Below are 26,233 nucleotides of genomic sequence, written 5' to 3'. Positions count from 1 at the left end.
CGTGTAGATACGAGTCAAATCAGTCGCCGGCTTCAGCCGCGGTCTGATAAGGCCAAGTCCAGTCTCGAATCTCCGGCATGTCCTGCCCTTTTCGACAAACATACAGCTTATGCTCGATCAATTTGTCGCGGAACGCCTGCTTGGCATGGGATGCCGTCCCGGTCAGGCCGGGTACGCGCGCGATCACGTCCATGGCCAAGTGGAACCGGTCGAGGTCATTCATCACCACCATATCGAACGGAGTGGTAGTGGTGCCTTCCTCCTTGAAGCCGCGGACATGGATGTTGTGGTGGTTGGTCCGGCGATAGGTCAGCCGATGGATCAGCCAGGGATAGCCGTGGAAGGCGAAAATGACTGGCTTGCTGCGGGTGAACAGCGCATCGAAGTCGGCATCGGTCAGGCCGTGGGGATGTTCCTCGTGCGGCTGTAGTGTCATCAGGTCGACGACGTTGACCACGCGGATCTTCAGCTCGGGGACGTGCTGGCGAAGCAAGTCGACGGCAGCGATCGTTTCAAGCGTCGGCACGTCGCCAGCACAAGCCATTACCACGTCCGGCTCGGCACCGTCGCTATCGGTTCCTGCCCATTCCCAGATGCCGATCCCGGCCGCGCAGTGGATCTCGGCCTGTTGGGACGTCAGCCATTGCGGCGCCGGCTGCTTACCGGCAACGATGACGTTGATCCGGTTGTGCGTACCCAGACAATGGTCGATCGTGCGCAGCAGCGTGTTCGCGTCTGGGGGCAGATAGACGCGCACCACGTCCGCCTTCTTGTTCACGACATGGTCGATGAAGCCCGGATCCTGATGGCTGAACCCATTATGATCCTGCCGCCAGACATGGCTGGACAGCAGGTAGTTGAAGGATGGCACCGCCGCGCGCCAGTCCAGTTCACGTGAGACCTTCAGCCACTTGGCATGCTGGTTGAACATCGAATCGACGATATGGACGAACGCTTCGTAGCAGTTGAACAGCCCGTGGCGGCCAGTCAGGGTGTAACCCTCCAGCCAGCCTTGGCAGAGATGCTCCGACAACACCTCCATCACGCGCCCGCCGGGGGCGAGATGATCGTCATAAGGTTCGATCGGCTCCATCCATGCGCGGTTCGTCACGTCGAAGACGGCGTTTAGACGGTTCGAGTTGGTTTCATCCGGGCCCATCACCCGGAAGTTACGGGCTTCCTCGTTCAGGCGGAGCACCTCGGCCAGATACTCGCCGGCCGAGCGTGTGGATTCGGCGATGGCGCCGCCGGGACAGGGCACGTCCACCGCGAAGCGGTGCCAGTCGGGTCGCTTCAGTGCGCGGCGCAAGCGGCCGCCATTGGCATAAGGTGTCGCGCCCATCCGCTTGTCGCCCCGCGGCACCAGCGCACGCAGCTCGGGCAGCAGGCGGCCATCAATGTCGAACAGCTCGTCCAGCTTGTAGCCCCGCATCCACTCTTCCAGCAGCACCCGATGCGCCTCGTTCTCCCGCGCCTCCGCGATCGGCACCTGGTGCGCGCGCCAAAAGCCCTCCACCTTCTTTCCGTCCACCTCCCGGGGTCCCGTCCAACCCTTGGGGCTGCGGAGCACGATCAGCGGCCAGCGCGGCTTGCCCGCGGGCTCTCCCGCGCGGGCTGCTTGCTGAATCGAGGCGATCCGGTCGAAGCAGCGGTCGAGGGTCGTCGCCATGACGCGGTGCATTGGCAGGGGATCCCTGCCTTCGACAAAGAAGGGCTCGTAGCCGAAACCCTCGAACAGCTGGCGCAGCGCCGTATCGTCCATCCGCCCCATGATCGTCGGATTGGCGATCTTGTAGCCGTTGAGATGCAGGATCGGCAGCACGGCACCATCATGGACCGGGTCGAGAAAGCTATTGCCATGCCACGAGGCGGCAAGCGGTCCCGTTTCCGCCTCACCGTCGCCGATCACGCAGGCGACGACCAGGTCCGGATTGTCGAAGGCTGCGCCATAGGCATGGACGAGCGCGTAACCGAGTTCACCGCCCTCGTGGATCGAGCCGGGTGTCTCCGGTGCGGCATGGCTGGGAATGCCGCCGGGGAAGGAAAATTGGCGGAACAGGCGGCGTATGCCATCCTCATCGTCGCCGATCAGCGGGTAAATCTCGGAATAGGTCCCTTCGAGCCAGGTATTGGCCACCATACCGGGGCCGCCATGGCCGGGGCCGCAGATATAGAGCACGTCCGTGGCGCGCTGCCGGATCACGCGGTTCAGATGCGCGTAGATGAAGTTGAGACCGGGCGTGGTGCCCCAATGACCCAGCAACCGGGGCTTGATATGCTCGGCCGCCAGCGGCTCCTTCAATAGCGGATTGTCGAGCAGGTAGATTTGCCCGACCGACAGATAGTTAGCAGCGCGCCAATACCGATCGATCAACACTGCATCCTGGTCGGAAAGCGCTGCGGCATCGGTGTCGGTCATGTCGTCTCCTGTCGCTGAGAAAGCAGGTGAAGCGTGTGGCGCGCAATCATTTGCTCCTCGTCCGTGGGCACCACGCGCACGGTGACTGCGGAACCCGGGGCGCTGATGAGCGCGGCCCCACGCTTGTTCGCCTCATCGTCCAGCACGACACCGAGCCAGGTGAGGCGGCGACAGGCGAGAGCACGGACAGCGGGCGCATTTTCACCAATGCCAGCAGTGAAGACAAGGCCATCCAGGCCGCCTAGCGAGGACGTCAGCGCTCCCGCTTCTCGTGCGAAGCGATAGGCGAACAGTTCAACCGCCTCGTCCGCACGCGGATCGTCGCTTTCCAGCAGAGCGCGCATGTCGCTGGAAACACCGGACACGCCCAGCAGCCCCGACCGCTCATAAAGAAGACGCTGGACGGACTCGGCCGTACAGCCTTCCTGTAGCAGCAGGTACAAGATCAGGCCGGGATCGATCGATCCCGAGCGGGTTCCCATCACGAGCCCGTCGAGGGTCGTAAAGCTCATGGTGGTGTCTACACTGCGGCCGCCCTGCATCGCACAGAGGCTGGCACCGTTGCCGAGATGGGCTGCGATGACCCGACCGGCGGCAAGGGAAGGGTCGATGCGCGCCAGATGCAGCGCGATATATTCGTAGGATAGGCCGTGAAAGCCGTAGCGGCGCATTCCCCGGTCCTCCAGCTCGTGCGGAATGGCAAAGCGTCGCGCAACCTCTGGCTGGCCGGCGTGAAAAGCGGTGTCAAAGCAAGCGACCTGCGCAAGGTCAGGGCGAACGTCGGCGACCGCGCGGATCGCCGCGAGATTATGCGGTTGATGCAGCGGCGCGAGCGGGGTCAGCGCCTCCATTCCGGCCAATGTCTCCGGCGTGACCAGGACGGGCGCCGCATACGCTTCCCCACCATGGACGATCCGGTGGCCAACGCCCGCCAGGTCGCATCCGTCCAGATGTTCATCGAGCCAGTCGAGCAAATCGCCAAAGAACGCCTCATGCGTGAGCGCCTGCCCCTTATCCCAGCGCCTCTCCGTTAACACGGCACCACGGGAATCGCGGGCGACCAGATGTGGCGCCGTTCCGATGCCCTCCACCTTGCCGGCGACGGAAAGTACGGGATCGGCCTGTTGCTCCGACTTGAACACGGCGAACTTTATGCTCGACGAACCTGCGTTGAGGCTCAGGATTGCCTGTGCCATGGTGGCGCCCCCGTTTGAATCCAGTGCGCCCCGAACGGCCGCCTTGATGTATCATGCACAATAATGAAAATATGATACCCTCGTTCCCTACAAGTCGGTCGCGCGAGGAACCGGTGGCGTTTGATGGAGGCACACCAGCTGCTGAAACGGTGCCCTTCTTTTTTCCTGCAATGAAGGCTTTAAGGAAACGTCCCGCATGGACGACCTTTTTTAAGATATTCCGGTCTTTGATTACAGAAGACGCTATGAACGATGGAAGCCTGTCATGGAAAACGAAACAGCTTTATCGCTTATGAAGCGAGCATTGGCGACTTATGACCGTAACGGCGAGGGCGCTACGGCCGCCGCCTGTTATCTTCAAGCCGCGATCGACGCGGCAACTGGGGCAAAGCCCCTACAACCCGGCGAGGAAATCGACCCCGATCTGCTCGACTGGTTCGAAGCGACGGTACGAGCGCCCGCTGAAAAACGTCGCCACCTGACGCATTAGCTACTCGTCGTCGGCGGAGCGTGGCTCGGCGGACCCGCCGCACGCGGCGCGCTCGCGCTGGGTCGCGTAGCGGGCTGCAAGGTTTAGATGAATCGCCTTGATGGCCGGGTCGTTAGTCGCCGCAGCCAAGTCGACTTCCTGCTGCGCTCGCCGCGCAAAAAAGTCTTCGTCGCTTTCATCCGTCAATGCTTCGCCTTTCTGACGACTCGGCTAATACTGTATTATGTGCTTTAGACGTTTGAGCTAGGTCAACAGCGCCTCGGTCGGGATCGCTACCTGCTCGATTTGTCGGGCCGTCTCGTCCCATCGCGACCGGCTCCGGCGGCCGGTTGGTCTGCGCCAATCACCGCACGACCAGGCCGTGCAGCGCGGTCTTCTTCCCGGTAGGGAAGATCTCGCGCAGCACCGGGTAGTTGTAGCCGCTTGCACTCCTAGCTTGTCCTGCTCGAAATCAGCGCCGGTTCCTGCTCACGCTTGGTGAGAACGACCGCGTGGGCCCGCTCGCGCTAACTGACACCAGGCTCGCACTCATTGTGGCCTGCTCGCAATCGGTCTTGCCGTGCTCACATTGCCCGATCCCGATCGGCACGGGGTATCTCACACCGGCACGCCCGCTTGCCGGAGCTGCTCGGTCAGTTCGCGGCCGCGGTCCGGGTCGAGCGAGCCCGCCAGGAACGCGCGCACCTCGGACGGCTTGGCGTTGAACTGCTGCGCGATCGCGGTGGCGTCGTAGCCGTTGCGGGTCAGCGTGGGCTCGAGGTCGTCGATCGCCCGGCTGAGCACCTGCTCGACGACGTCGGCGGTGACCGGCTTGGCGTCTAGCCGGAATCCTTGCTCGAACGCGAGCGTGAGATGCATCTCGATCTGGAGCGGCGTGCGGAGGCGCTCGGCGAGCAGCTCGATCGCATCCTCGTCCATGAGGTCGGCGACCTTGACCCCCTCGGCCGCGCAGGCGCCGAGCAGCCAGGCCACATAGTCGCGGCGCTGGTCGGTCCCGATCCCTTCATAGTCGAAGATGGTAGTGCGGTAGCCGATCTCCTCCATCTGCGGACGGCGAAGATCGTTGCGGAGCCGGGGATGGCCGACCAGCAGCACGGACAGGAGCACGCCGGCGTCGGCCACCACCTCCATGAGCCGCTTCAGGCCGGTCAGCGTCTTGTGGTGAAGATCGTGCGCCTCGTCGACCACGAGCACGACGGGGCGCCTGCCTTTCTTCATCAGGTCGCGAAGGTCGCGCTCGCGGCGCTCGGCCTGCTTGGGGATCTTCACCTGGGTGCGGTCGCCGGGTGAGAGGTCGTAGAACATCGCCTCGATCAGTGAGGTGAGCGAGGTGCGCCGCTTGTCGACCGCGAGCGACTTCGCGACCGTCACCTTGCCCGCACGCGTAAGCTCGTTTTCGATGCGTCGGAGGAGATGCGTCTTACCCGAGCCGACCAGCCCGGAGACGACCACCAGTCGCCCGGTCTGGACGGCTGCGCACACCTCGCGCACAAGCATGGACTGGTGCTCGGTCTCGAAGTTGCCGGCACCCTGGAACGGCCTGGCGAGCCCGTAAGCCTGTTGCACGTCGGCGAGCATCAACCTTCCTTCCGTCGGGTCTGAAGCCGCTCGCGAATGCGGTCGGCGACCGTTATCTTGTCGAGCGTTTCGGAAAGCAACTCCGCGATGAACCGCCGGTCCTCCTCGGGCAGCGAGCCGAGCGGCCGGCATAGCTGAGCCGCGATGGCCTGACGGGCCGCCAGCGGCGTCGCGTAGGCCTGCTCCACGACCGGCTCCGGGAACGGCGTGGTCCTGACCGCCAGATCGCGGGCGGAGAGCGGCAATGACGGGAGCGGACGATCGCCGCCCGTGACCGCGGCGCGGGGCAGGCCGAGCTGGTCGGCCAGGCGCACCACCTTGTCGAGCCGCTCCTCCGCCTTGCTCTTCTGGTGCTTGCGATAGCGGTAGAGCGGGACCGCGCCGCGCGACGGCTGGAACGGCCCGAACCGCTTGCCGTCATGTTCGACGAACAGCTCCTGGTCGAACAATCCCCAGAGCAGCGTCACCGTCTCGCCGGCGAGTTCGGGCTCGACCTCGTAGGAGGCACCCTCGACCGACACGGTCGTCGCCCGCGACGGTGCGCCGCTCGGGCTCGCGCGCGAACGCGCAGAAGCGCTCCCAGGAGCACATAGCGCGCACGCCGTCGGGGGGCAGGTGCCTCAGCCAGTCCTCGATGCGGGGATGCGGCTCGGAGCGGTGGTCGCCATTGTTGTAAGTGACGAGCGCGCGCCTGAGCCACAGGTTCGCCTCCTCCTCGTCCTTCGGCTTGTGGAAGTGGTAGAGCGTCTCGTGCACCTCCTTGATGGTGCGGAACGGGCGCTCGACCTTGCCCTTGGCGCGAGCGGCCGTGCGGCGCTCCTGCGGGTCGGGCGGACTATGCGTGAGTACGCGCACGCCCAGGCTGCCCATCACCGATTGGAACACGGCCGAGCGGCTGACGGGACCGTTGTCCATGTGAATGGTCGTAGGAATGCCCTGGAGCGGCAGCTCGGGTTCGGGTTTCGCCGACATGGCGTTGAACAGGAAGCGGAGCGCCGCTTCGGCGTTCTCGCCATAGACGCAGCGATACTCCTGGTAGGTCGCGCCCGAACGGTCGTCGACGACCGAGAACAGCATCAAGGTCGGCTTGCCGCGACCCTCCTCCACCCAGAGCGGGGCTGCTACCTGCTTCAGGTCGGACGGGCTCATATCGAAGTGCCACAGCTCGTTCGAGCGGCGCGCCTGGAACCGCACGGCCGCAGTCGGGCGCGTGGCGCGTGCGAGGTCGAGCCCGGTCGCGCGCAGGAGCCGGTCGATCGTCGCCCGCCTGAGCAGCCCGGGCGGCGCCCTGACCAGCCCGTCGGGCGTCTCGACGCCGGTCTCCTCCAGGTGGCGAATTATCTCGGCAGTCGAGAGGTGTCGGCCCTTACCGTTCAAGGTCCGGAGCTTCATGGCCGCAACGATCTCGGCGTAGCGCTCCATCTCCGCTTGCGGAGCGACGCGGGTCCGGCCGTGGTCAGCGCGTCGGATCGACTTCGGCCGGGAGAGCTCACGCAGCGCGCGGTACATGGTCGGAACCGAGATGCCGTAGGCGTGGGCGGCGCGGCCGATGATCTCGGTGCGTTCTGCGTCGCGCGGAGGTAAAAGCGATAGCCTTCGACGCAAGTCGACCAGCGCCTCGCCGGGCGGCCGCTTCTTGCCGTCAGGCACGCAGCCGTTCGGGCTCCACACCGTCCGCGGGTCGCCCCCGTTTGCCGACATAACGGTAGAGGGTCGCGACGGAGACGTTGAGACGGCGCGCAATGTCGCGCACCGGCAGGCTGCCTTCCCTCATCAGCGCCTTCGCCGCGGCGATGTCGGCCGGGCGCATCGCGGGCGGGCGACCGCCTTTACGGCCGCGCAGCCGAGCCTCGGCCAGCCCCGCGGTCGTGCGCTCCCGGATCAGCGCGCGTTCGAACTGGGCGATGGCGCCGAACACGTGAAAGGTGAGCATCCCGCCCGGCGTGGTCGTGTCGATGCTCTCGGTCAGCGACACCAGCCCGATCTTCTCGCGCTCCAGCTCCTCCGCGGTGGCGATCAGCTTCTTCAGCGACCGGGCGAGCCGGTCGAGCTTCCAGACCACCAGCGTGTCGCCCGCGCGCAGTACGTCGGCGAGGATGCGCGCCAGTTCGGGCCGGTCGTCCTTGGCCCCGGACGCCTTTTCGGTGAACACCTTCTCGCAACCCGCGCGGCGCAGCGCGTCGAGCTGGAGCTCGGGCGACTGGTCGACGGTGCTCACCCTGGCGTACCCGACCCGCATTGGCTCTCGATTGTTCTACAAACCCGTCATCGGCGTAGCATTCTGCAAAGCCGGATTCCAGAACAGTTTTGAGAAGATTCGACCTGCGAAAACCCGTTCCGACCTGATCGGCTACGAGCGCTCGTCAGAAACCCTCGTTTCAGAGAAGCCTAGCCCTGACCCTGAAAAAAGGCTTGCAATGTAGGATTCTAAGTCGTTCGCCCTTTGTTCCGTACTCGCTGTGAGTCGGGCTGGTTCGCGTCAGGTGAAAGGCCGGACCAGGTTGAAGCTGATGCAAGAAGGAGTGAGTGAGGCGTACTCGGTTGTATCAAACAATGCTCGGCTCCGCGCTGTTGCTCTGCACAGTGGCGGCGAGCGCCCAAGATCAGGGCGGCCGCTCCCAAGAGGAAAGCACGAAGGCCTTCCTTGCCCACAAGCGCGACGCCCAGCAGCGTCGGTCGGGCAAGCTGGGCGATCTGGCCGACTTCGGACAGGTGAACGCGATCGTGAAAGCGGCCCGGCTCACGCCACCCTCGCCGCGGTTCGTCACCGACGACGCCACCCGTTCGGCCTTGAACGACGCGTTCCTCGTCGACGTGGCGCAGACGCTTTCGATTTATGGGCTCCAGGCGGGCGATCTGCGGCGATCGGCGGAAGCGTCCACCGCACTCGTTCAGGCCGCGGCGGCGCATATCAGGGGTGGCGCTACGGTCGGGCAGGAAGCGCTGCTCGCCGACACCGTGGTGATCGGTCATGTCTCGGGAACCGACGAAGCCGAGCAGCTCGACGATGGTGCATCGTCCTCTGTTTCGGTGGTGGTCGATCAGGTGCTCAAGGGCAAGGTCAAGGTCGGCGACACGCTCAAGCTTCGGCGGACGAGCGGCAAACTGCCCGATGGGCGGCGGCTCTCGGCGAGCGACGAGGATCCGTTGGCGAACGGTGCGTCGGTAGCCCTGCTCGCGTCGCGCTCGCGCTACGAGAAGGAGTTGGCTCCTCAGGGTGGAAGCGCGCGGTGCCCCGGCTGTGTCGTCGAGGTCGTGCCCGTGTTTCTGGTGAACGGACAGTCGCTGGTTCCAACCGGCGGATATCCGACCGCCACCACCCTCGACGCCCTCACAGCTGCCACGAAGTAAGGAGTAGGAAAAATGACCAAGAAATCTGCGCTGCTCGCCTGCGTGCTCGCCCTCGCCAACGCCGCACCGGCGTTCGCCGGGCCGATCCCGCAGCCCTATTACTTCCCGAACGGGTCGCGGGGTGTGAAGATCAATTATGCGCTTCCGGCCGCCTGCGACGCCAACACCAAGGCCGCGGTCGACACGATCAACGCCGCAGGGCGCTCGTTCCAGCTCACCGGAACGACGCAGAACTATACCTCGACTTACTACTCGGCGACCGAGGACCCGGATTTCATCAACATCCAGGACGGCTCCAGCATGTCGGCCATCATGCGGACCATCATTTACGGTTATTCCGGTCCAGCGCCCGCGCAGGCGATCGACGCAACCGTGTATGTGAACACCGACCGCATCTACTACGATACGGGCGACACGGCGCAATCGACCGATCTGATCTGCGGTTCGTCGATCACGTCGAGCAACATCGGCCAGCATATCGACTGGCAGTCCGCTATGACGCATGAGATGGGTCACGTGAAGGGAATGGACCACCGTACCGATGGTTCGACAGGGCCTTGCTTGATGACAACCTATCTCAATCCTGGGCAGATCAAGCGAAGCCTATGCTCTGACGAGCGGGCGCTGCTGGTCGGCTTCTATGGTTGATCGAGGCAAAGCCTCGGTCAGGGCAGGATGGCTTTTGGCCTGCATAGCCCTGGCAGGATGCGACCGCGGCTCCGATAAGGAGCCGCGGCCCACCGAGCTCTCCGGCCCGGTCGGAACCGAGTATTCGATTCACCCCCGCAATGTAACCGGCGACCGCCTGCTGATCGCCGGCTGCTGCACGTTCGACGTAGGACGAGCGCGAACCACTAAGCTGGAGGGCGACGTTGACGGCCGCATGGTCGAGGGGGACGGTTATCGGGTGGAGATTTCATTCGGGAACGGCCTGGCTCGCCGGCCTCTCTCCACGGCCGCGCCCTCGACGCTCAACATCGATGGGGTCACTCTCCGAAAATTCAGGCCAGCAAGCCCCGGACAGAATGAGCCCGAACTCCTCTACGCCGCTATCATCCCTCTCGATGCCGACGCGCAACGTCGTCGCGTTCGGAGCCCGGGCCTTGAAATCAGGGCCTGGTGCGCCACCGCCGCGAGCTGCGAAGCCGCAACTCGGATGGTGGAGGGGATCAGATTTTAACCACTCCCGTCAGTGGCGCCAAGCGTGAGCGCGGCGCGCTGGATTGCGAGCAGCCGCGCAAGATTGCGAGCACATTATCGGAAAGGGTGAGCAAGCACGCGCGCTCGTTGTCAGCTATTCCGAGCAGAAAAGGGATTTGTTTGCGAGCAGGAGCCTATTCGATTGCGAGCGGGTACAGGTAGGTCTCGAAGAAGAGGGCGAGGTCGTCGGTGAAGGCTGTCCCCAAAGCGGTGAGGCTCTCGACGTCGCGATAGGAGTGTGATTTGGCGACTTTGCCGATCAGCCGGTCGTTGCGGCACGTCGCGCCTCCCTCGGTCTGTTCGGCCTCGATCACACCCAGGAGGCGTACCGTCACCAGGCAGCCGACCGGGAGGTCTTCATCTGATAGCACGAGGATGTCGATGGGATCGCCATCTTCGGCCTTGGTCCCGGGAATAAACCCGAAGGACAGCGGAAAGGCCATCCCGGCGGGCAACACCCCGGCGAGCTCAAAGAGGCCGCTCTCGGGATCATAGTCGAACTTGGAGCGGTGTCCGCGCGGCGTTTCGATGATGGCGCGGCAGGTATGCCCATCGTCAAGGCGGTGCGGCAGCTTGATAAGGTCGGTCATGCAGGAGAATTGGTCCGGATAAACGCGCCGGTCGACGGGGTGCCGATCGCCGCGCGGGGAGAGTGATGGAACGATGACGCGAACGCACTGTTCCAGCGCGACTGAGGCGCGATCGAGAGATCCGTGTTGATCCTCCATCTGCGCGGCGGCTCTGGATCGCAGGGCGGCGATCGCCCGCACGAGACCTTGGATCGGGCATTCCGCTCCGGTCCGCTAACCCCGGCCCCAAAGCGGGCCAGGGGGCAGGGCGTTTCGGCCGCTACTGTCGGCTCGAGCGGCCGGCGCGAGAGCCTCGAAAGATGATCCGGTCGAGCAACCAATTGCCCGCCCTCTGCCGCTTGCCGTCTTGCCGCCCGATTAACTCCCCCGGCGTCGGGCGAGGGTCGCGGTCGATCAGTAACGATCCCGCAAGCGACTGACGGTCGTTGCCGGCGAATGATCTGGATCGGCGACGGCGCACTCGCGCTCGAGGCGGGATCGAATTCCCTCGATCTCTCGGTCGGTACGATGCTCGATGCCGATGAAGTCGTTCCGGGCATCAACGAGCGCTCGGATCACTTCATCGAGCTTCGCCTGCATGGCCGCGGCATCTCTATTCTGTGAATTTTGGATCAAGAACACCATGATGAACGTGACGATCGTTGTCGCCGTGTTGACCACCAGCTGCCACGTGTCAGAGAAGTGAAACACAGGGCCGCTGAGAAGCCACACGACGATGAGCCCGGCCGCGACGACGAAAGCAATCGGCTGACCTGCGACCTGTGCGGTGCGACCGGCGAGCTTGGTGAACACTTTATCGAGCATGAGATGCGCCTCAGGTGGAAGGTGTCTGCCGGTCTCGGGTTCGAACCGAGCGCACTTCGCCCGGTCCATGGAGGCCGGCGAAAAACTAGGTTCGGCGACGAAGGACCAGGAGGAACCCGTAGGCGCACAGCAGCGCTAGGCTGAACCAGGTCAGAGCGTAGACCAGGTGGTTGTTTGGAAAGGTGATGACGGTGAGGCCCCCTACCGGCCAGCCACCTCCGTTCGGGCTCGCGTCAGCGTCGATGAAGTAGGGAGCAACGCCTGACAGATTCTGCCTGCCGGCAATCGCCTCGACATCCCGCGAGTACCAGCGGTCCTGCTGCGGCTGATTCGCCCGAAGAATGCGTCCGCCCGGCTCGCTGAGTCGCAGGAGGCCGGTCACTCGCACGGGCGCGGTAGGCAGCGCCCGCGATCTACTCCGTCGATCGGCGCGCTCGGGCGTCACAAAGCCGCGGTTGATGAGAACACAAGCGCCCTTCGTTGTCACCAGGGGTGACAGCACCCAGTAGCCGTTCCCTTGTTCCGTGACCGCCTGAACCAGAGTTTCACGGTCGTGCAGGAAGCGACCGATCACGGTGACATGGCGATACTGCCATTCCGATGGCGGCCGCCGTCGCCACTCCGTCAACGATGGAGCGGCGATCGGTGAAGCGTGAACCCTCTCCTCGACGGCCTCGATCAGCGCCAGCTTCCACGAACGCCGCTCTACCTGCCAGACGCCAAGCGCGATGAACAGCAAGGTGCCGCCGAGCGTCAGCGCGAGGAGAAGCACGCGCTTCATCGTGGACCTACGCCCGCCAGGCACCGCATGCCGTTATTAGCGAACCGGCCCCATGTGCCCGCCAGGCATGGGCATCATATTCGTGTTGAGGTGGAACATCACCCAGACCGAGCCGCCGATCGTAATGATGACGATCACGGCCGTGAACAGGAAAGCCAGAAGGGTCCAGCCGCCTTCGGAGCGCGTGTCGAGATGCAGGAAACAGACCACGTGGACGACGATCTGGATGAGCGCGAGAGCGAAGATAGCCGCTGCTGTCCAACCTGGCGCCGGTCCCGGCTGTGACATCACCAGCCAGAACGGCACCACCGTCAGCACGATCGCGAGAAGCGATCCGATGCGGTAGCCGAGCCGGCTCCCATGCCCGTGCGTATCGCCGTACGCATGGAGCGCAGCGTCGTAGGGTTCGGTGCTCAACGGATCACTCCATACAAGTAGACGAAGGTGAAGACCCCGATCCAGATGATGTCGAGGAAGTGCCAGAACATCGACAAGCAGATCAGCCGACGCTTCATGGGCTGGATCAAACCGTGTTGGCCGATCTGAACGAGCGAGGCGGCGATCCAGATCAGGCCGACCGTCACGTGTGCGCCGTGCGTGCCGACCAGCGTGAAGAAGGCAGACAGGAAGGCGCTGCGCTGCGGGCCTGCACCTTCGGCAATAAGGTGCGAGAACTCGTAGAGTTCCACGCCCACGAACGCGAGGCCGAGCAATCCGGTGATTGCGAGCCAGAAGCGCGTCGGCCCCACCCTCCCGGCTTCCAGGTGCGGCATGGCCTCGCCGAAGGTGATGGAGGAAGCGAGCAGGAAGGCGGTGTTCAGCGCGACGAGTTTCAGGTCGAAGATCTCGCGCGGAACGGGCCCGCCGGCATAGCTGGTGCTCACCACGCCGAACATCGCGAACAGCGAGGCGAAGATGAGCGCGTCGCTCATCAGGTAGATCCAGAAGCCCAGCACGGTGGCGCCATTGCCGCCGTGGTCATGGTCCTCCTGTTCGGCGAGATGCCAGGTCGTGCCCGTGTCCCGGGCGTTCAAGGCATGGTCGGTCATGTCAGGCTCCCGCCTGCAGCAGATGCTGCCGCTTGCTCTCTGTGCGGGTCACTTCGTCCGCGGGGATGAAGTAGTCGCGATTGAAGTTGAAGGTGTGGCCGACGGCCACAACGAGCAGCCCCGCAAAGCTTAGCGCTGCCAGCCACCACATGTACCAGACCATGCCGAAGCCGAGCGCGAGAGCGAGGCCCGCGAGGATCACGCCGGTGCCGGTGTTGCGCGGCATGTGGATCGGGCGGAAGCCACTGGCCGGCCGCTCATAGCCCCGTACCTTCATGTCGTACCAGGCATCGAGGTCGTGCACGACGGGCGTGATCGCGAAATTGTAGGCCGGGGGCGGCGAACTGGTCGACCATTCCAGGGTCCGGCCGTCCCACGGGTCGCCCGTCACGTCCGCGAGCTGTTTGCGCTTCACGAAGCCCATCACAATGCTCATCACGAAGCCGAGGATCCCGACCAGGATGATGACCGCGCCGATCGCGGCGATGACGAAATAGGGCTGGATGCTGGTGTCGTCGAAGTGGTGGACGCGCCGCGGCTCGCCCATCAGGCCGACGACGTAGATCGGCGTCCAGGCGACCCAATAGCCGATCACCCAGCCCCAGAAGGCGACCTTGCCCCAGAACTCGTCGAGCTTGAAGCCAAACGCCTTGGGGAACCAGTAGGTCATGCCGGCGAACAGCGCGAACACGACGCCGCCGATGATGACGTTGTGGAAATGGGCGACGAGGAACAACGAGTTGTGGAAGACGAAGTCGGCCGGCGGAATCGCGAGCAGCACGCCGGTCATGCCCCCCACGACGAAGGTCAGCATGAACGCAACAACCCACTGCATCGGCAGTTCGAAGCGGATATCACCCTTGTACATGGTGAACAGCCAATTGAAGATCTTCGCGCCCGTCGGGATCGAGATTACCATCGTGGCGATGCCGAAGAAGCTGTTCACGGTCGGCCCTGCACCCATCGTGAAGAAGTGGTGCAGCCAGACGAGGTAGGAGAGGATGGTGATGACCACCGTCGCATAGACCATCGACGAGTAACCGAAGAGCGGCTTGCCCGAGAAGGTGGCGGTGATCTCCGAGTAGATGCCAAAGGCCGGCAGGACCAGGACGTAGACCTCCGGATGCCCCCAGATCCACACCATGTTCCAGTACATCATCGGCGCGCCGCCGAGCTCGTTGGTGAAGAAGTTGGTGCCGACATACCGGTCGAGCATCAGCAGGAAGAAGGCGGCGGTGAGCGCCGGGAAGATCGCGATCGCGAGCACGTTGGAGCAGAGCGCGGTCCAGCAGAAGACCGGCATCTTCATCATGGTCATGCCGGGCGCGCGCATTTTGATGATCGTGGCCACCATGTTGATCGCCGACAGGGTCGTGCCCACGCCCGCTATCTGCAGCGACCACAGATAGTAGTCGACGCCGGTATCGGGGCTGTAGGCGAGCTCGGCAAGCGGCGCATAGGAGAGCCAGCCGGTGCGCGCGAACTCGCCGACGAACAGCGAGATCATCACCAGCATCGCGCCTGCAACCGTCAGCCAGAAGCTCAGATTATTGAGGAATGGGAAGGCGACGTCACGCGCGCCGATCTGGAGCGGCATCACGAAGTTGACGATGCCGACCACCAGCGGGATCGCGACGAAGAAAATCATGATCGTCCCGTGGGCGGTGAAGATCTGATCATAATGGTGCGCGGGCAGGTATCCCTCGTTGGCGCCGAAGGCGACCGCCTGCTGCGCGCGCATCATCAGCGCGTCGGAGAAACCCCGCAGCAGCATGATCACGCCCAGGATGACGTACATGATGCCGATCTTTTTGTGATCGACGCTCGTGAACCACTCGTTCCAGAGATAGCCCCAAAGGCGGAACTTCGTGACGGCGCCCACGATGCCGAGCCCCAGCAGGGACACGACGATAAAGGTGGTGAGCAGGATCGGCTCATGGATCGGGAAGGATTCCCAGGTCAGCCGACCGAAGACGGTTTTGAGCAATGTGTCTGACATCGTGCTTCCGTTCGCGGGAGGTCAGGCCCGCACGGCGCGGGTGGCGCCGGGGACAGGGAGGGGGGAGACCGCTGTCATGTCGCGGTTGCGCTGGTCGCCTGGTTTGGTCTGACCTGGCGCGCCGGGCTTTTCGGGCCTGGTCACGTTCGGACCGGACCCCTTCTCCTCGGGCGCCTTCTGAAGCGCAGGAGTCGGCTTTTCGCTCATGATCGGCGCCGCGCTGCGACCCGGCGCCATGCCCGCGCCCATGCGGTGATCGCCGGGATTGCCGCCGCCCCGCGCCATGTCACGCGCCATCACGTCGACCATGCACGGCTTGCCCGGCTCGACGCAGCGGTTGACGATGCGGTCGAACAGGCCGGACTGCACGGAGGCGAAGCGCATCACCGGCACCTTCTCGCTGGGCTTGGCGAGATCGAGGTAGTTGGCGGTCTGAAGGGCGCCGCCCCCTGCCTTGATGCGCGAAACCCAGCGGTCGAAGTCGGCCGGGGTCTGGCCGTAGAATTTGAACCGCATGTCCGAATAGCCGCGGCCGGTATAGTTGCCCGAATATCCCTCGCTGGTCACCGGCCGGTTGATCACGGCGTTCAGCTCGGACTTCATGGTCGGCATGGCGTAGATCATGCCCGCGAGCGTCGGCACGTAGAGCGTGTTGAACTGATCGGTCGAGGTGATCGAGAAGTGCACGGGCACGTCAACGGGAAGCGCGAGCTCGTTGACCGTGGCGATGCCGAGGTCCGGGTAGACGAACAGCCATTTCCAGTCGAGCGCGATCGCCTGGACCTCCAGCGGCCTGGTGCCGGCGGGAACCGGCCTGCCCGGGCCCAGGCGCTCTAGCGGGCGGAACGGATCGAGCAGGTGCGTGCTCGTCCAGGTCACGGCGCTGAGCGCAATGATGATCAGGAGCGGGCACGCCCAGATCACCAGCTCAAGCGTCGTGGAATGGTCGAACTTGGGATCATAGGTCTTGTTTGCGTTGCCGCGTCGGTATTTTCGGGCGAACACCACGGTCAGCACCATTACCGGCACGATGATCAGCAGCATCACACCTGTCGAGAACAGGATGAGATCGCGCTGCTGGACGGCGATGTCGCCCGCCGGGTTCATGACGACCATGTCGCAGCCGCCGAGCAGCGCGGGCAGCGCGACCATTGGCAGGCGCAAGGCCCAACGGATAAGGTTCGATCCTGTTCTCAGCATGCGTCCCCGCTAACCCTCCCTTGTTCGACCGACTTTGACCGGGATCAAAGGTTTGCCGATTGCTCTTGGGTAGGGTGAAACCATCATCAGGCCGGATCGTTGCGAGCGTGAGGCGCAACCCGTGGTGGCGAATGACGGAGGACGTAAAGGGATGGTAGCCAGCACCCTCGGTACGGCGAATTCGACGCCGTTGGAGCGAGATGCGCGCCTGATCAATGCCCGTGAGCATCAGGTTCGTCCAGGGGATATCGCGGTCGGGGTTATCATCGGCCGATCCACGGAATTTTTCGACTTTTTCGTCTATGCGATTGCGTCGGTTCTGGTCTTCCCGAGCCTGATTTTTCCGAACGTCAATCCATTGACCGGGACCCTTTATTCGTTCGCTATCTTCGCGCTCGCCTTTGTGGCCCGCCCCTTCGGCGCGCTCGCCTTCCTATGGCTCGACCGCCACCACGGACGCGGCGTGAAGCTGACGGTGGCGATGTTCCTGCTCGGGGGCTCGACGGCGGCCATGGCGTTCCTGCCGAGCTATGGCCAGGTGGGCGGCGTCGCAGCGGTTCTTCTGGCGTTGTTCCGCATCGGTCAGGGCGTCGCTCAAGGCGGCACCTGGGACGGCTTACCGGCGCTTCTGTCCTTGAACGCACCAGCCAACCGCCGCGGCTGGTTCGCCATGATTCCGCAGCTTGGCGCGCCGATCGGCCTGTTCGTAGCGGCGGCGGTGTTCGCCTTTCTGCTGACGACGCTCAAGCCGGCTGACTTCCTCGACTGGGGGTGGCGCTATCCATTCTTCGTTGCCTTCGTCATCAACGTTGTCGCCCTGTTCGCCCGGCTACGCCTGATCTCGACGCCCGAGTTCGAGGAGCTGTTCGAAAGCCGCGAGCTGCAGCCTTCGCCCGTCACCCAGATGGTCCGCGAGGAGGGGCGTACCGTCGTCCTGGGCGCCTTCGCGCCGCTCGCGAGTTTCGCGCTGTTTCATCTGGTCACCGTCTTCCCGCTCTCCTGGGTCGTACTTACCTCCGGCGAAAGCGCAGTCCATTTCCTCGTCATCGAAATGGTCGGTGCAGCAGTGGGTCTCATGGCGGTCGCGGCATCCGGGGCCGTCGCCGACCGGATCGGCCGGCGCACGCTGCTCGGCGTGTCCGCCGCCGCGATCGGCGCCTATAGCGGGTTCGCGCCGCAGCTTCTGGGCCGCGGGCCAACCGGCGAATGGATCTATATGATCCTCGGCTTCATCCTGCTCGGGCTCTCGTTCGGCCAGTCCTCTGGCGCGACCAACAGCAGCTTTTCGGCGCGCCACCGGTATACGGGGGCTGGAACCACCGCCACGGCGGCCTGGTTCATCGGCGCGGCCTTTGCCCCGCTGGCGGCGCTCCTTCTCGCCAGCAAGTTCGGTCTAATCTCGGTCGGCGCGTACCTCCTGTCCGGCGCCGCCTGCACGCTGGCCGCGCTCGCTCTGAACCGCGAATGGGGTCGCAGAAGCGCCTAACAGGGATCTGGACATGAACGATACAGCAACACCCGCGGCTCCCGCGACGTTCAATCATCTGGTCGTGCTCGCCAACCCTGCGCCCGACGGCTTCGATCACTCGATTGTCGCGGCCTATGCGCAAGAGGTCGAGCGGCACCATCAGGCCGTGCAGGTTCGGGACCTGTATGCGCTTGGCTTCGATCCAGTGCTTCGTGCCAGTGAACGGCCAACCGTCCCCGACTGGTCGCCGGCTCCAGACATTACCGCTGAGCTCGACTACCTTCGACACTGCGACATTCTCGTTTTCGTTTACCCGATCTGGTTTGGTCTGCCGCCGGCCATGCTGAAGGGCTATGTCGAGCGGGTGCTCGGTGCTGGCTACAGCTTCCGGGACCTGCAGGCGTCGGTTGGGCAGCCCTCGGTCGCGGGCAAGCCGCTCCTGTCGTTCAGCACGTCGGGAACATCCTTGCCGTGGCTCGACGAGCAGGGGCAGGTCCTCTCGTTGAAGGACATCTTCGACGTCTATCTCTGGCGAGGACTGGGGATGAGTCAGGCGGATCATGTCCGGATCGACTGCGTCGTGCCGGACATGAGTTCCGCTTATGCTGGAGAGCAGCTCGAGCGTGTGCGTCAGGCCGCCGAGAAGGCGTGCGCACAGCTCGCTTCGGGCCGCTACCATGAGCGGGCGGAGGCTGCGCTTCAACGACGCCGGACCAGCCTCGGGCATGACTGACCATAAGTGATGTGAACTGGTAGTCTGCTGCGCTGAAAGCGCGCTATATCAACCTGCGGCGCCAAGGCGAAAGGGGTCGGTCTGATCGCGCTTGGCGCACTCCGGACTTTTGTGGAAGCTTTCCATACTGAACGAGAATTGCCCCGATCCCCGCGCTCGCTGCGCTTCCGTTCGCAAGGCGGCGCCCTGACGAAAAGCTAAGATCCTCTTCGTGTCCATCGCACGAGATGTTGGCCCCTCGGAGCCGTCCTGGCGCGCGGCGCCGCTGAACAACGATCCGACCTAGACGTTTGGGCTTAGCAGGAGAGAGGCAATGAAAGAAGTGTTCGACGAGCCTTCCAAAGCGGAAGTCGCGCAAGGTGTTGTGATCGTGACGGGGCCCGACTCAGTCGATGTCGCGATGACCCCCGCGGCAGCGCTTCGCTCAGCAGAACGGATCAGTTCTGCCGCAGTTGAAGCTCTGATCGAGGCCAACGGTCCCAATGCCAAGGACATGCACTGAGGGCGTCACGCGCAGAGAGACGCGACGGGCGCATGAAGTGACCAGACCAGACCCGATGGTAGCTCCTGAAGAGCGGCTTCGCCACGAAGCCGCCGCGGAGTCGCCTGGAGCAGCATCCGCTTGCCAATACCGTCTGCAAGGGGCACCTGCCGTACGGGGCCGTGGCGCTCGGCCCATTGCAACCAGAGATAGGGCTTGTCGAGGGCACTGATTTCCCAACACAGCTCGATATAACCGTCTCTCGTGCTGAGGGCACCAGAGCGGAGTGCGTGAACTTCGAGCTCATGCAGGGCGAGCGCAAGCGCCGCACCGTTCGCGGACCCGATCGGTAGAGCGGGTCCCTTGAGCCGCACACGGCCCGTGCCGCCCTCAGCTAACGAGGCCCGAGCCAATGTTTCGAGGTCGTTGAAGCGAGCGCGCGGCTGCAGCATCAAATCGCTGATCCGCGTCAGCATAGCGATGCGTGCCGCCACCTCACGGCCGGTCTCGATAGTCGGGCCGCCAGTGTCGAGCGATTGGTTGACCAACGCCGATACAATAGCGAGCAGGTTGCGCAGTTGGTGCCGCGCTGCGCCGACCGCGATCAGGCCGTCCGCCGACGCCGGAAGTGCAACACTCCGCGGAAGCCCGAGGCGTTCGACGACAAGCTCGAAGGGCTCGCTAACCCGTTCCTCTGTCCCGTCGACAAGTAGCAGAACCGTTTGATGCTCGTTGGTGGTGACGTGCAACACCGACCCGGTGTTCACGCTCAACGGGCGCCCATCGATTGTCGTAAAACACGGAAAGGCGGGGTCGCTCGGCACACCGTTGTGGTGCGTCGCTTGCCCGTCACCCTGCAAGGTAGCCAGCGTGGCAGCGCGCTGCCGGCGATCGATCACTGCGTCCAAGGCATGCGAGAGATGTGCCGCGAAGATCGTGTCTCCGACATTTGCACCGTCGAGTATCGCGAGCGCCTTCCGTGCAAGCTCGATCGCCTCAACCTCAGCACCTTCGTCAAACATCTGCTCTTCCTGTTGGCCCCGAACTCTACCATCATCCTCAAGGCTAAGCGAACCCGATGCAGAGCCTGTCGAACCGTTAGTCGGAAGCGCGATGCAGAGTTTGATCCCGGTCAAACCCTGCGGGGGGCCACGGTGGCAGGATGGCAGGCTGGAGGCTATGCCGTGGAACAGCCACTCATCATTCCGAAGGTGCTCCCGTTCCGCCGACGGTGGCACGTCATCAGCGAAGTCGACCTTGGGCCACTTTTGGCCGATCATGCTGCGGTCAGGCGCATGTGTCGGGACGTAGAGGCACTCGCGGACCGTCTGGGGAGCTACCCCAGCATTGAGGAGCGTTCCGCGATCGCGGACATGATGCACGGCTGCATTCGGGAGCATGTCGCTGTCACCAGCGAATTGCTCGAGCGACTATTCGCGGGTGAGCATCTGACCTTCGGCGGAGGCATCCTCACGCGGATTTTGCTCGACCAGATCGCGGACGGCGTTCACGCCGAAGACGTTGCCGAAGCTTTGCGAGCGGAGGTTCTGGAGCCGGAGCAGCTCGACATGCTTGGCTATATGTTGCGCTGCTTGTTCGATAGTTGCCGACGCGCGCTCGACTTCGAGGAGCTTGCACTGCTCGCGCTCGGCGGCAAACGTTTGTCGACGGAGGCGCGTATGGCCCTCGAGCATATATTGGAGGAGCGCCCCGAAGGCGCGGCGGCCTAGGCTGCCGCCGCGATCGCCTGGAGCGCGGCGCGATCCGAGATCGTAACGGCGCGCATCCCGGGCAAGGTGATGATTCCGGCACCTTTGAGTCGCGTCAGCTGGCGGCTTACCGTCTCGATCGTGAGCCCGAGCACGTCAGCCATCTGGCCGCGAGTGAGCGGAAGATCGAAGGTGAGGGGCCCACCTGGCGTCGGGCGGCACCCGCTCGCACCCACCTTTGCGGCCATCTCGAGCAAAAAGTCCGCAACCTTCTCGCTTGCTGACTTGCGCGCCAGCATCAGCATGCGTGCTCGCGCTTCCTGAAGCGCGGTCAGGGTCCTCTGGAGCAACAGTCGCTCCATGCGAATATGATCGTCGAGCACACGTTCAAACTGCCGACGGGGGAAGATGCAGAGTTCAACGTCTGTAAGGGCCTCGACCGTATGGTCCGCCTCCTCAGCATAAGGGCGGCCGACAAAGTCCGCGGGGTAGAGCAATCCCACGATCTGCTCGCGCCCGTCTGGGGTGGAGGTAGCGAGCTTCAGCATGCCGCTCAGGAGATTGGCGCAGATCACGCTCTCGTCGCCAGCCCAGATGATCGTGGACCCGCGCGGGTAGATGCGCCTCTCCCCAATTGAGTTGAGCGCGCGCAGCTCGACATCGTCGAGGCTGCCGCACAGGGCAGCGTCGCGAACGGCGCAATCCGAGCAGATGTTGGAGCTTGCCATCTCCCCGCTATAGCAAGAGCTTCTCCGCATGTCCTCCCAGGAAGCACGAGCCTGCCCTTGTGAGTCGAAATCGTGCTCCCCGTGCCGCGACGGCCCGAACGGCGGAGCGCCGCGAGCCGTGTTGGAGCGGGTCAGAGCTTGAAGCCGAGACCCACGCCGACCACGAGCGGGTCGAGGCTCAGGCGGACCCGCTGTGTTCCCGCGGCTGTGGTTTGCAACCGAGCCGTCGTGTCGATGTCGATGTATTTGACATCCAGGTTGAGGAAGACCCGGCGGGTGAGGTCGACGTCGATACCCGCCTGCGCCGCCCAACCAACGCTGTCCTTCATGTGGACGCGAGTCGCCCCGACCGCCTTCTCGAGCCCCGACGAAGCCTTCTCGTTCCAGAAGATTGTATAGTTCAGCCCGGCACCGACATACGGTCTGACATGGCTTGTCGGCGCGAAATGATATTGTGCCGTGAGCGTCGGGGGGAGAACCCACGTCGAGGCGAGCCGGCCGATCGAGCCTGTGGTGCCGGTCCGCCCATCGGCATGGTGCTTCGTGGTCGAGGCGATCAGCTCCACCCCGATATGGTCGCTGGCCATGTAAGTCGCGTCGATCTCGGGCATGAAGCTGTTGTCCACGCGGGCCTCCTCGCCGGGAAAGGCCGGCAGAATGCTCCCGGAGCGCTCATTCGGTGCGACCATGATCGCGCGCAGCCGAAGAAGGACGTCCCCTGCCTTGATGCCGGGCTGACCGTCGCGAGCACTCTGCGCCGCGGCCGGGCCTGTCGCTACCGCCAGCGAGAGCGCGCCCGCAGCTACGCTGAGGAACAATTTCGGCTTCATACCAGTCTCCATAGGTGATGGACCGGGGCTAGAAAGGATCAAGCGGGCGGGCTTTGACCGCCGTCAAAGACGTTCTAACCGCCGCTCGCCACGCAGACTGCATGTGGACCTATCATCCCGACCTGCTGGCGCGCCCAGTGCCCCGATATACCAGCTATCCGACGGCCGCCGAGTTCACCGGTGCGGTTTGTAGCTCGGATATGGCGGGCGGCCTCGCGAACCTTGACGTCAACGAGAACGTCTCCCTTTACCTCCACATCCCGTTCTGCCGCGAGATCTGCTGGTACTGCGGGTGCAACACCGGAGCGGCCACAAGGCAAGCCCGGCTGGATGCCTATGTCGGCCGTCTTCACGAAGAGATCGACTTGGTTGCTGCTCAGCTCGGAGGTCGCGGACGGGTGCGCCGCATTGCCTTAGGTGGCGGCAGTCCCAACGCGATCGCTCCGACCGCCTTCTCAGCTCTACTAGAGCATGTCGAACGCGCGTTCCGGACCAACCGCCCCATCGTCTCGGTTGAGCTCGACCCGCGCGGCTTCGATAGGAATTGGGCGGCCGCGCTCGCCGACGCCAAGATCCAGCGTGCAAGCCTCGGCGTCCAGAGCTTCGACACCACGGTTCAGAAGCTGATCGGCCGCGTCCAGCCGCACGCCCATATCGCGCGTACCGTGGAGTTGCTGCGGCAGGCCGGGATCGAGAGCCTCAACTTCGACCTGATGTATGGTTTGCCCTCGCAGGACAGCGCCGTGCTGCTCGAAACTTTGGAAGCGGCTGTATCGCTCGCTCCCGATCGGCTGGCGGTGTTCGGCTACGCCCATGTGCCACAACTCATTCCACGGCAGCGTCGCATCGACCAAACGCGGCTTCCGGGTTCAGCTGAACGCTTTCACCAAGCGGCTGATGCTCACGCCTTCCTCGTCGCCAAGGGCTTCCAGCCGGTCGGATTCGATCATTTCGCGCGACCCGACGATCCGCTCGCCGTTGCGGCCCGCCGAGGCCAGTTGCGCCGAAACTTCCAAGGGTTCACAGACGACACCGCCTCATGTCTGCTCGGCGTTGGCGCTAGCGCCATCAGCGGGTTTCCGGACCGGCTCGTGCAGAACGAGAAGAACACGGGCAAATGGCATCTGGCGATCAGTGCGGGCCGATTTCCTGTGGAGCGCGGCATATACCGGAGCCCGGGGGACCGAGTTCGCGGCCGGGCCATTGAGCAGTTGCTATGCGAAGGAGAGGTGGATCTCGCTTCGGTGCTTGACCAGACCTGCCTACGGGCGCCGCTGCTCGATTTCGAGCAGCGCGGCCTTCTGGCCTGGCATGGATCCACAATCGTGCTCGCCGATGATGCGCTTCCCTATGCGCGCGCCATCGCGGCACGGATCGACGCCTACCGCGATCAGAGCGCTGGGCGGTTCAGCAATGCTGTCTGACGAATGTGGCGAACAGCGCGCTGTCCTGGCCATTGACCGTGGCTGCTGTGACCTGCAGTCCATGCGATGCGGTCTGTGTGCGGGGCTAGCGGGCGAAGACCTCCATGCCGTCCGGGCTGTGGGCCGGCGCTACGCGCTGCGACGCGGGCAAGCGGTCGCCGAGGTGACGGGCGCCGGCACTTATTGCGCCAACCTCACGACCGGCATCCTCCAAGTTCTGCGGCCGGAAGTCGACGGTTCTCGCACGATCGGGCTCGTCTTCCCCGGCGAAATCATAGGCGATCTCAATGGTGGGCGGCCGAGTGATGATGCGATCGTCGCGATCACCGACGCGGAAATCTGCATTTATCAGAGCGTCGACCTGGAGCGCGTCGCCGACCGCCATCCGAGCGTCAGGCGGGCGCTCCTCGGAAGCGCCTTCGAGGCGCTCAGCCAGGCGCGACGATGGATGTTGGTGCTCAGCCGCCCAAGTGCCCGCGAGCGCGTGGCCGCCTTTCTGGTTGAGATGGCGGGCCGGTTGCGGGGCGTGAACGCTGACCAGAATACGCTCGAATTGGGACTGAGCCGTGGCCGGATCGGCGACCTTCTGGGTCTCTCGCTGGAAACGACCAGCCGCCAGATGCAGGCGTTGGCGCGGGCGGGCTTGATCGCTTTCCCTCAGCGGCGCCAGGTTCGGTTTGTGAACCGGGGCGGCCTTGAAAAGGTTGCAGGACTGGCATTTCGCCCGCCCACAGGAGCAGCAGTATGACCCAGCATACCACGAAGCAGCTTGAGACGCGGACTGGATACAGGTTTGTCGTGCGGCCAGCATCGGACGAGGACGAGCCGAAGCTCGCAGACTTCTTCCACCACGTCGGTCCCGAGGACCTCCGCTTTCGTTTTCTCAGCACCGTGCGGGCGGTCAGTTACGATCGGCTTGTTGCCATGATGCACCCCGACGAACGCACCGACAGCATCATCGCCGAGAACGATCGAGGTGAGATCATCGCGGCTGCGATGCTCGCCGGCGATGCTGCCGGGGAACGGGGAGAGGTCGCGGTCAGCATCCGCGACGACCACAAGGGGCGCGGCATCGGCTGGACGCTGCTCGATCATCTCGTCGAAATCGCCCGGTTGCGCGGGTATGCGAGCATCGAGTCGATCGAAGACCGCCAAAATCGCGCCGCGATCTCGCTTGAACAGGAGATGGGGTTCGTCAGCGAGCCCATCGAAGGGGAGCCGACCCTCATCCTCGTACGAAAGCCACTGTGCTAGGGGTCGGCGCGTAGAACCGAAAGCTTTGTTCCGGTTCCGCTGCTTGCCAGCGATTCACGCGTCACCAACAACGTCGCGCCGGGCTTAAGCAAGCCTTCGAGCTTCGCCCGAAACGCGTCGGGCAGATGACCTCGGCTCCGTTCCGCGTCGGTCAGCTCGCCCGCCTGACTGAGTGATTGCCCAGGCAGGGGCAGGCGGAGCCAATGCGGACCGGTCTGGTCGACCGACTGGAGGGTGAACGCCTCCGTTCGGGTCACAGCCGCATCGAGGCGGATCGCCGCCGAGCCGATTTCCACCCCGTTACGCAACACGACGAGGCGGCGATCGCGGCCGCTGACGACAATGGAAACCGGTCCGGTCAATGCTCGATCGGGTCTCCACCGATAGCTCGTCGGCGCGGCGTGGTTGTCCTCCGGCACGTCAGCGAGCATGTCCGCGGGCGCCACCTCCGGAACCAGAGCGTCATCGGTGATGACCACGGTCAGGCCGAGTTTGGTTACCCCGTAAAGAAGCTTGGCGAAAGCCAGCGGCAAACGGACGCAGCCGTGGCTTGCCGGATAGCCGGGAAGGGCGCCCGCATGCAGCGCGACACCGTCCCAGGTCAGGCGCTGCATGAACGGCATCGCGGCGTCGTTGTAAAGGTTCGACTTATGATCGACCTCCTTCTGGAGGATCGTGAAGATGCCCGTCGGCGTTTCGTGGCCGGCCTTACCCGATGAGATCGTGGACACACCGATCGGGACGCCGTTACGGTAGACGAAGGCTCGCTGGACCTTGAGGCTCACGATCATTGTGACTGGACCGGCAGGGGCGATCTGCGGCGCCCAGAAGAACTCCCCGGGTTTGAGGTTCTCGATCGGCCCGGGAACGACGGGGGGCGCAGCCGTCACTTGCGCGGTCGGCGCGGATGCAAGCAGGAGGACAGAGATCAGGAACAACATTGCGGCGC

26 protein-coding genes and 1 pseudogene are annotated in these 26,233 nt (G+C 64.1%); 10 read left to right on the top strand and 17 right to left on the bottom strand.

The features are described 5' to 3' along the window. Positions 1 to 19: 19 nt before the first annotated feature. Together GGQ96_RS18690 and GGQ96_RS18685 are read right to left on the bottom strand one after the other, a co-directional pair. Positions 20 to 2,419, bottom strand: a complete 2,400-nt coding sequence (locus GGQ96_RS18690) for a phosphoketolase family protein (RefSeq protein WP_184116894.1) — start codon at positions 2,417 to 2,419, stop codon at positions 20 to 22. Further along, a complete protein-coding gene (locus tag GGQ96_RS18685) occupies positions 2,416 to 3,615 on the bottom strand; it encodes an acetate/propionate family kinase (protein ID WP_184116893.1) in 1,200 nt (399 codons plus the stop codon). The genes GGQ96_RS18690 and GGQ96_RS18685 overlap by 4 nt, the downstream gene beginning before the upstream one ends. A 265-nt stretch (positions 3,616 to 3,880) precedes the next feature. Between GGQ96_RS18685 and GGQ96_RS18680 the strand changes: the two genes are divergently transcribed. Continuing rightward, positions 3,881 to 4,105, top strand: coding sequence for a hypothetical protein (locus GGQ96_RS18680; protein ID WP_184116892.1), 225 nt, complete (start codon positions 3,881 to 3,883; stop codon positions 4,103 to 4,105). Here GGQ96_RS18680 and GGQ96_RS18675 read toward each other — a convergent pair whose 3' ends face one another. From GGQ96_RS18675 to GGQ96_RS18660, 4 genes and pseudogenes are all read right to left on the bottom strand, one after another. Next, on the bottom strand, positions 4,106 to 4,291 hold the full coding sequence (locus GGQ96_RS18675; protein ID WP_184116891.1) for a hypothetical protein: 186 nt from the start codon (positions 4,289 to 4,291) through the stop codon (positions 4,106 to 4,108). 411 nt (positions 4,292 to 4,702) lie between these two features. Then, on the bottom strand, positions 4,703 to 5,683 hold the full coding sequence (locus GGQ96_RS18670; protein WP_184116890.1) for an ExeA family protein: 981 nt from the start codon (positions 5,681 to 5,683) through the stop codon (positions 4,703 to 4,705). After that, positions 5,683 to 7,333, bottom strand: a pseudogene (locus tag GGQ96_RS18665) (transposase family protein). Before GGQ96_RS18665 ends, GGQ96_RS18670 begins: the two are co-directional and overlap by 1 nt. Then, on the bottom strand, positions 7,326 to 7,922 hold the full coding sequence (locus GGQ96_RS18660) for a recombinase family protein (protein WP_184116889.1): 597 nt from the start codon (positions 7,920 to 7,922) through the stop codon (positions 7,326 to 7,328). The pseudogene GGQ96_RS18665 and the gene GGQ96_RS18660 overlap by 8 nt, the downstream one beginning before the upstream one ends. A gap of 314 nt (positions 7,923 to 8,236) precedes the next feature. Between GGQ96_RS18660 and GGQ96_RS18655 the strand changes: the two genes are divergently transcribed. Both GGQ96_RS18655 and GGQ96_RS18650 read left to right on the top strand, forming a co-directional pair. Further along, a complete protein-coding gene (locus GGQ96_RS18655) occupies positions 8,237 to 9,034 on the top strand; it encodes a hypothetical protein (RefSeq protein ID WP_184116888.1) in 798 nt (265 codons plus the stop codon). A gap of 12 nt (positions 9,035 to 9,046) precedes the next feature. After that, on the top strand, positions 9,047 to 9,682 hold the full coding sequence (locus GGQ96_RS18650) for a zinc metalloprotease (protein WP_184116887.1): 636 nt from the start codon (positions 9,047 to 9,049) through the stop codon (positions 9,680 to 9,682). Positions 9,683 to 10,368: 686 nt separating this feature from the next. On the opposite strand, the gene GGQ96_RS18645 is transcribed toward GGQ96_RS18650, so the two are convergent. From GGQ96_RS18645 to cyoA, 7 genes are all read right to left on the bottom strand, one after another. Further along, on the bottom strand, positions 10,369 to 11,004 hold the full coding sequence (locus GGQ96_RS18645) for an inorganic diphosphatase (RefSeq protein WP_221240057.1): 636 nt from the start codon (positions 11,002 to 11,004) through the stop codon (positions 10,369 to 10,371). A gap of 213 nt (positions 11,005 to 11,217) precedes the next feature. Continuing rightward, complete coding sequence (locus GGQ96_RS18640) at positions 11,218 to 11,628, bottom strand: low affinity iron permease family protein (protein ID WP_184116886.1); 411 nt, start codon at positions 11,626 to 11,628, stop codon at positions 11,218 to 11,220. Positions 11,629 to 11,713: 85 nt separating this feature from the next. After that, the gene (locus tag GGQ96_RS18635; RefSeq protein ID WP_184116885.1) at positions 11,714 to 12,409 is read right to left on the bottom strand and encodes an SURF1 family protein; all 696 of its coding nucleotides are present in this window, start codon (positions 12,407 to 12,409) and stop codon (positions 11,714 to 11,716) included. Positions 12,410 to 12,445: 36 nt separating this feature from the next. Next, positions 12,446 to 12,826, bottom strand: a complete 381-nt coding sequence (cyoD, locus tag GGQ96_RS18630) for a cytochrome o ubiquinol oxidase subunit IV (protein ID WP_184116884.1) — start codon at positions 12,824 to 12,826, stop codon at positions 12,446 to 12,448. Then, positions 12,823 to 13,458 (bottom strand): cytochrome o ubiquinol oxidase subunit III, encoded by a 636-nt coding sequence (gene cyoC / locus GGQ96_RS18625; protein ID WP_184116883.1) that lies wholly within the window; start codon positions 13,456 to 13,458, stop codon positions 12,823 to 12,825. Before cyoC ends, cyoD begins: the two co-directional genes overlap by 4 nt. 1 nt (position 13,459) lies before the next feature. Then, on the bottom strand, positions 13,460 to 15,457 hold the full coding sequence (cyoB, locus tag GGQ96_RS18620; protein WP_184116882.1) for a cytochrome o ubiquinol oxidase subunit I: 1,998 nt from the start codon (positions 15,455 to 15,457) through the stop codon (positions 13,460 to 13,462). A 21-nt stretch (positions 15,458 to 15,478) separates the two neighbouring features. Then, positions 15,479 to 16,609, bottom strand: coding sequence for a ubiquinol oxidase subunit II (gene cyoA / locus GGQ96_RS18615; protein ID WP_246360721.1), 1,131 nt, complete (start codon positions 16,607 to 16,609; stop codon positions 15,479 to 15,481). Positions 16,610 to 16,808: 199 nt separating this feature from the next. Here cyoA and GGQ96_RS18610 point away from each other — a divergent pair, with 199 nt between their 5' ends. The 3 genes from GGQ96_RS18610 to GGQ96_RS18600 all read left to right on the top strand — a co-directional run bounded on the left by GGQ96_RS18610 (position 16,809) and on the right by GGQ96_RS18600 (position 19,360). Then, positions 16,809 to 18,143, top strand: a complete 1,335-nt coding sequence (locus GGQ96_RS18610) for an MFS transporter (RefSeq protein ID WP_184116880.1) — start codon at positions 16,809 to 16,811, stop codon at positions 18,141 to 18,143. A 13-nt stretch (positions 18,144 to 18,156) separates the two neighbouring features. Continuing rightward, positions 18,157 to 18,858, top strand: coding sequence for an NAD(P)H-dependent oxidoreductase (locus GGQ96_RS18605; RefSeq protein WP_184116879.1), 702 nt, complete (start codon positions 18,157 to 18,159; stop codon positions 18,856 to 18,858). A 313-nt stretch (positions 18,859 to 19,171) separates the two neighbouring features. After that, entirely contained in the window at positions 19,172 to 19,360 is a 189-nt protein-coding gene (locus GGQ96_RS18600) for a hypothetical protein (RefSeq protein WP_184116878.1), read from the top strand. A 5-nt stretch (positions 19,361 to 19,365) separates the two neighbouring features. Here the strand turns inward: GGQ96_RS18600 and GGQ96_RS18595 are convergent, their stop codons facing one another. Then, positions 19,366 to 20,361 carry an HWE histidine kinase domain-containing protein gene (locus GGQ96_RS18595; RefSeq protein WP_184116877.1) on the bottom strand — a complete coding sequence of 332 codons (996 nt, stop codon included), beginning with the start codon at positions 20,359 to 20,361 and terminating at the stop codon, positions 19,366 to 19,368. Positions 20,362 to 20,523: 162 nt separating this feature from the next. On the opposite strand from GGQ96_RS18595, the gene GGQ96_RS18590 reads away from it, so the two are divergent. Beyond that, the gene (locus GGQ96_RS18590) at positions 20,524 to 21,069 is read left to right on the top strand and encodes a hypothetical protein (protein WP_184116876.1); all 546 of its coding nucleotides are present in this window, start codon (positions 20,524 to 20,526) and stop codon (positions 21,067 to 21,069) included. On the opposite strand, the gene GGQ96_RS18585 is transcribed toward GGQ96_RS18590, so the two are convergent. Together GGQ96_RS18585 and GGQ96_RS18580 are read right to left on the bottom strand one after the other, a co-directional pair. Continuing rightward, positions 21,066 to 21,776 carry a Crp/Fnr family transcriptional regulator gene (locus GGQ96_RS18585; protein ID WP_184116875.1) on the bottom strand — a complete coding sequence of 237 codons (711 nt, stop codon included), beginning with the start codon at positions 21,774 to 21,776 and terminating at the stop codon, positions 21,066 to 21,068. The genes GGQ96_RS18590 and GGQ96_RS18585 overlap by 4 nt on opposite strands. 131 nt (positions 21,777 to 21,907) lie before the next feature. Continuing rightward, positions 21,908 to 22,606 (bottom strand): OmpW/AlkL family protein, encoded by a 699-nt coding sequence (locus GGQ96_RS18580; RefSeq protein WP_184116874.1) that lies wholly within the window; start codon positions 22,604 to 22,606, stop codon positions 21,908 to 21,910. A 101-nt stretch (positions 22,607 to 22,707) separates the two neighbouring features. Here GGQ96_RS18580 and hemN point away from each other — a divergent pair, with 101 nt between their 5' ends. Genes hemN through GGQ96_RS18565 form a run of 3 tightly spaced genes read left to right on the top strand, consistent with a single transcriptional unit; the run spans position 22,708 to position 25,284 of the window. Next, on the top strand, positions 22,708 to 24,030 hold the full coding sequence (gene hemN, locus GGQ96_RS18575) for an oxygen-independent coproporphyrinogen III oxidase (RefSeq protein WP_184116873.1): 1,323 nt from the start codon (positions 22,708 to 22,710) through the stop codon (positions 24,028 to 24,030). Next, on the top strand, positions 24,020 to 24,778 hold the full coding sequence (locus GGQ96_RS18570; protein WP_184116872.1) for a Crp/Fnr family transcriptional regulator: 759 nt from the start codon (positions 24,020 to 24,022) through the stop codon (positions 24,776 to 24,778). Before hemN ends, GGQ96_RS18570 begins: the two co-directional genes overlap by 11 nt. Further along, on the top strand, positions 24,775 to 25,284 hold the full coding sequence (locus tag GGQ96_RS18565; protein WP_184116871.1) for a GNAT family N-acetyltransferase: 510 nt from the start codon (positions 24,775 to 24,777) through the stop codon (positions 25,282 to 25,284). Before GGQ96_RS18570 ends, GGQ96_RS18565 begins: the two co-directional genes overlap by 4 nt. Here GGQ96_RS18565 and GGQ96_RS18560 read toward each other — a convergent pair. Beyond that, the gene (locus GGQ96_RS18560) at positions 25,281 to 26,225 is read right to left on the bottom strand and encodes a L,D-transpeptidase (protein WP_174525845.1); all 945 of its coding nucleotides are present in this window, start codon (positions 26,223 to 26,225) and stop codon (positions 25,281 to 25,283) included. The two genes, GGQ96_RS18565 and GGQ96_RS18560, sit on opposite strands and share 4 nt — an antisense overlap. Positions 26,226 to 26,233 lie beyond the last annotated feature (8 nt).

Source organism: Sphingomonas abaci, from assembly GCF_014199625.1.
In the GTDB taxonomy this organism is placed as follows: Bacteria; Pseudomonadota; Alphaproteobacteria; order Sphingomonadales; family Sphingomonadaceae; genus Sphingomonas; species Sphingomonas abaci.
The sequence above is the reverse complement of the archived record's forward strand: the minus strand, read 5'-3'. Positions and strand labels throughout refer to the sequence as shown.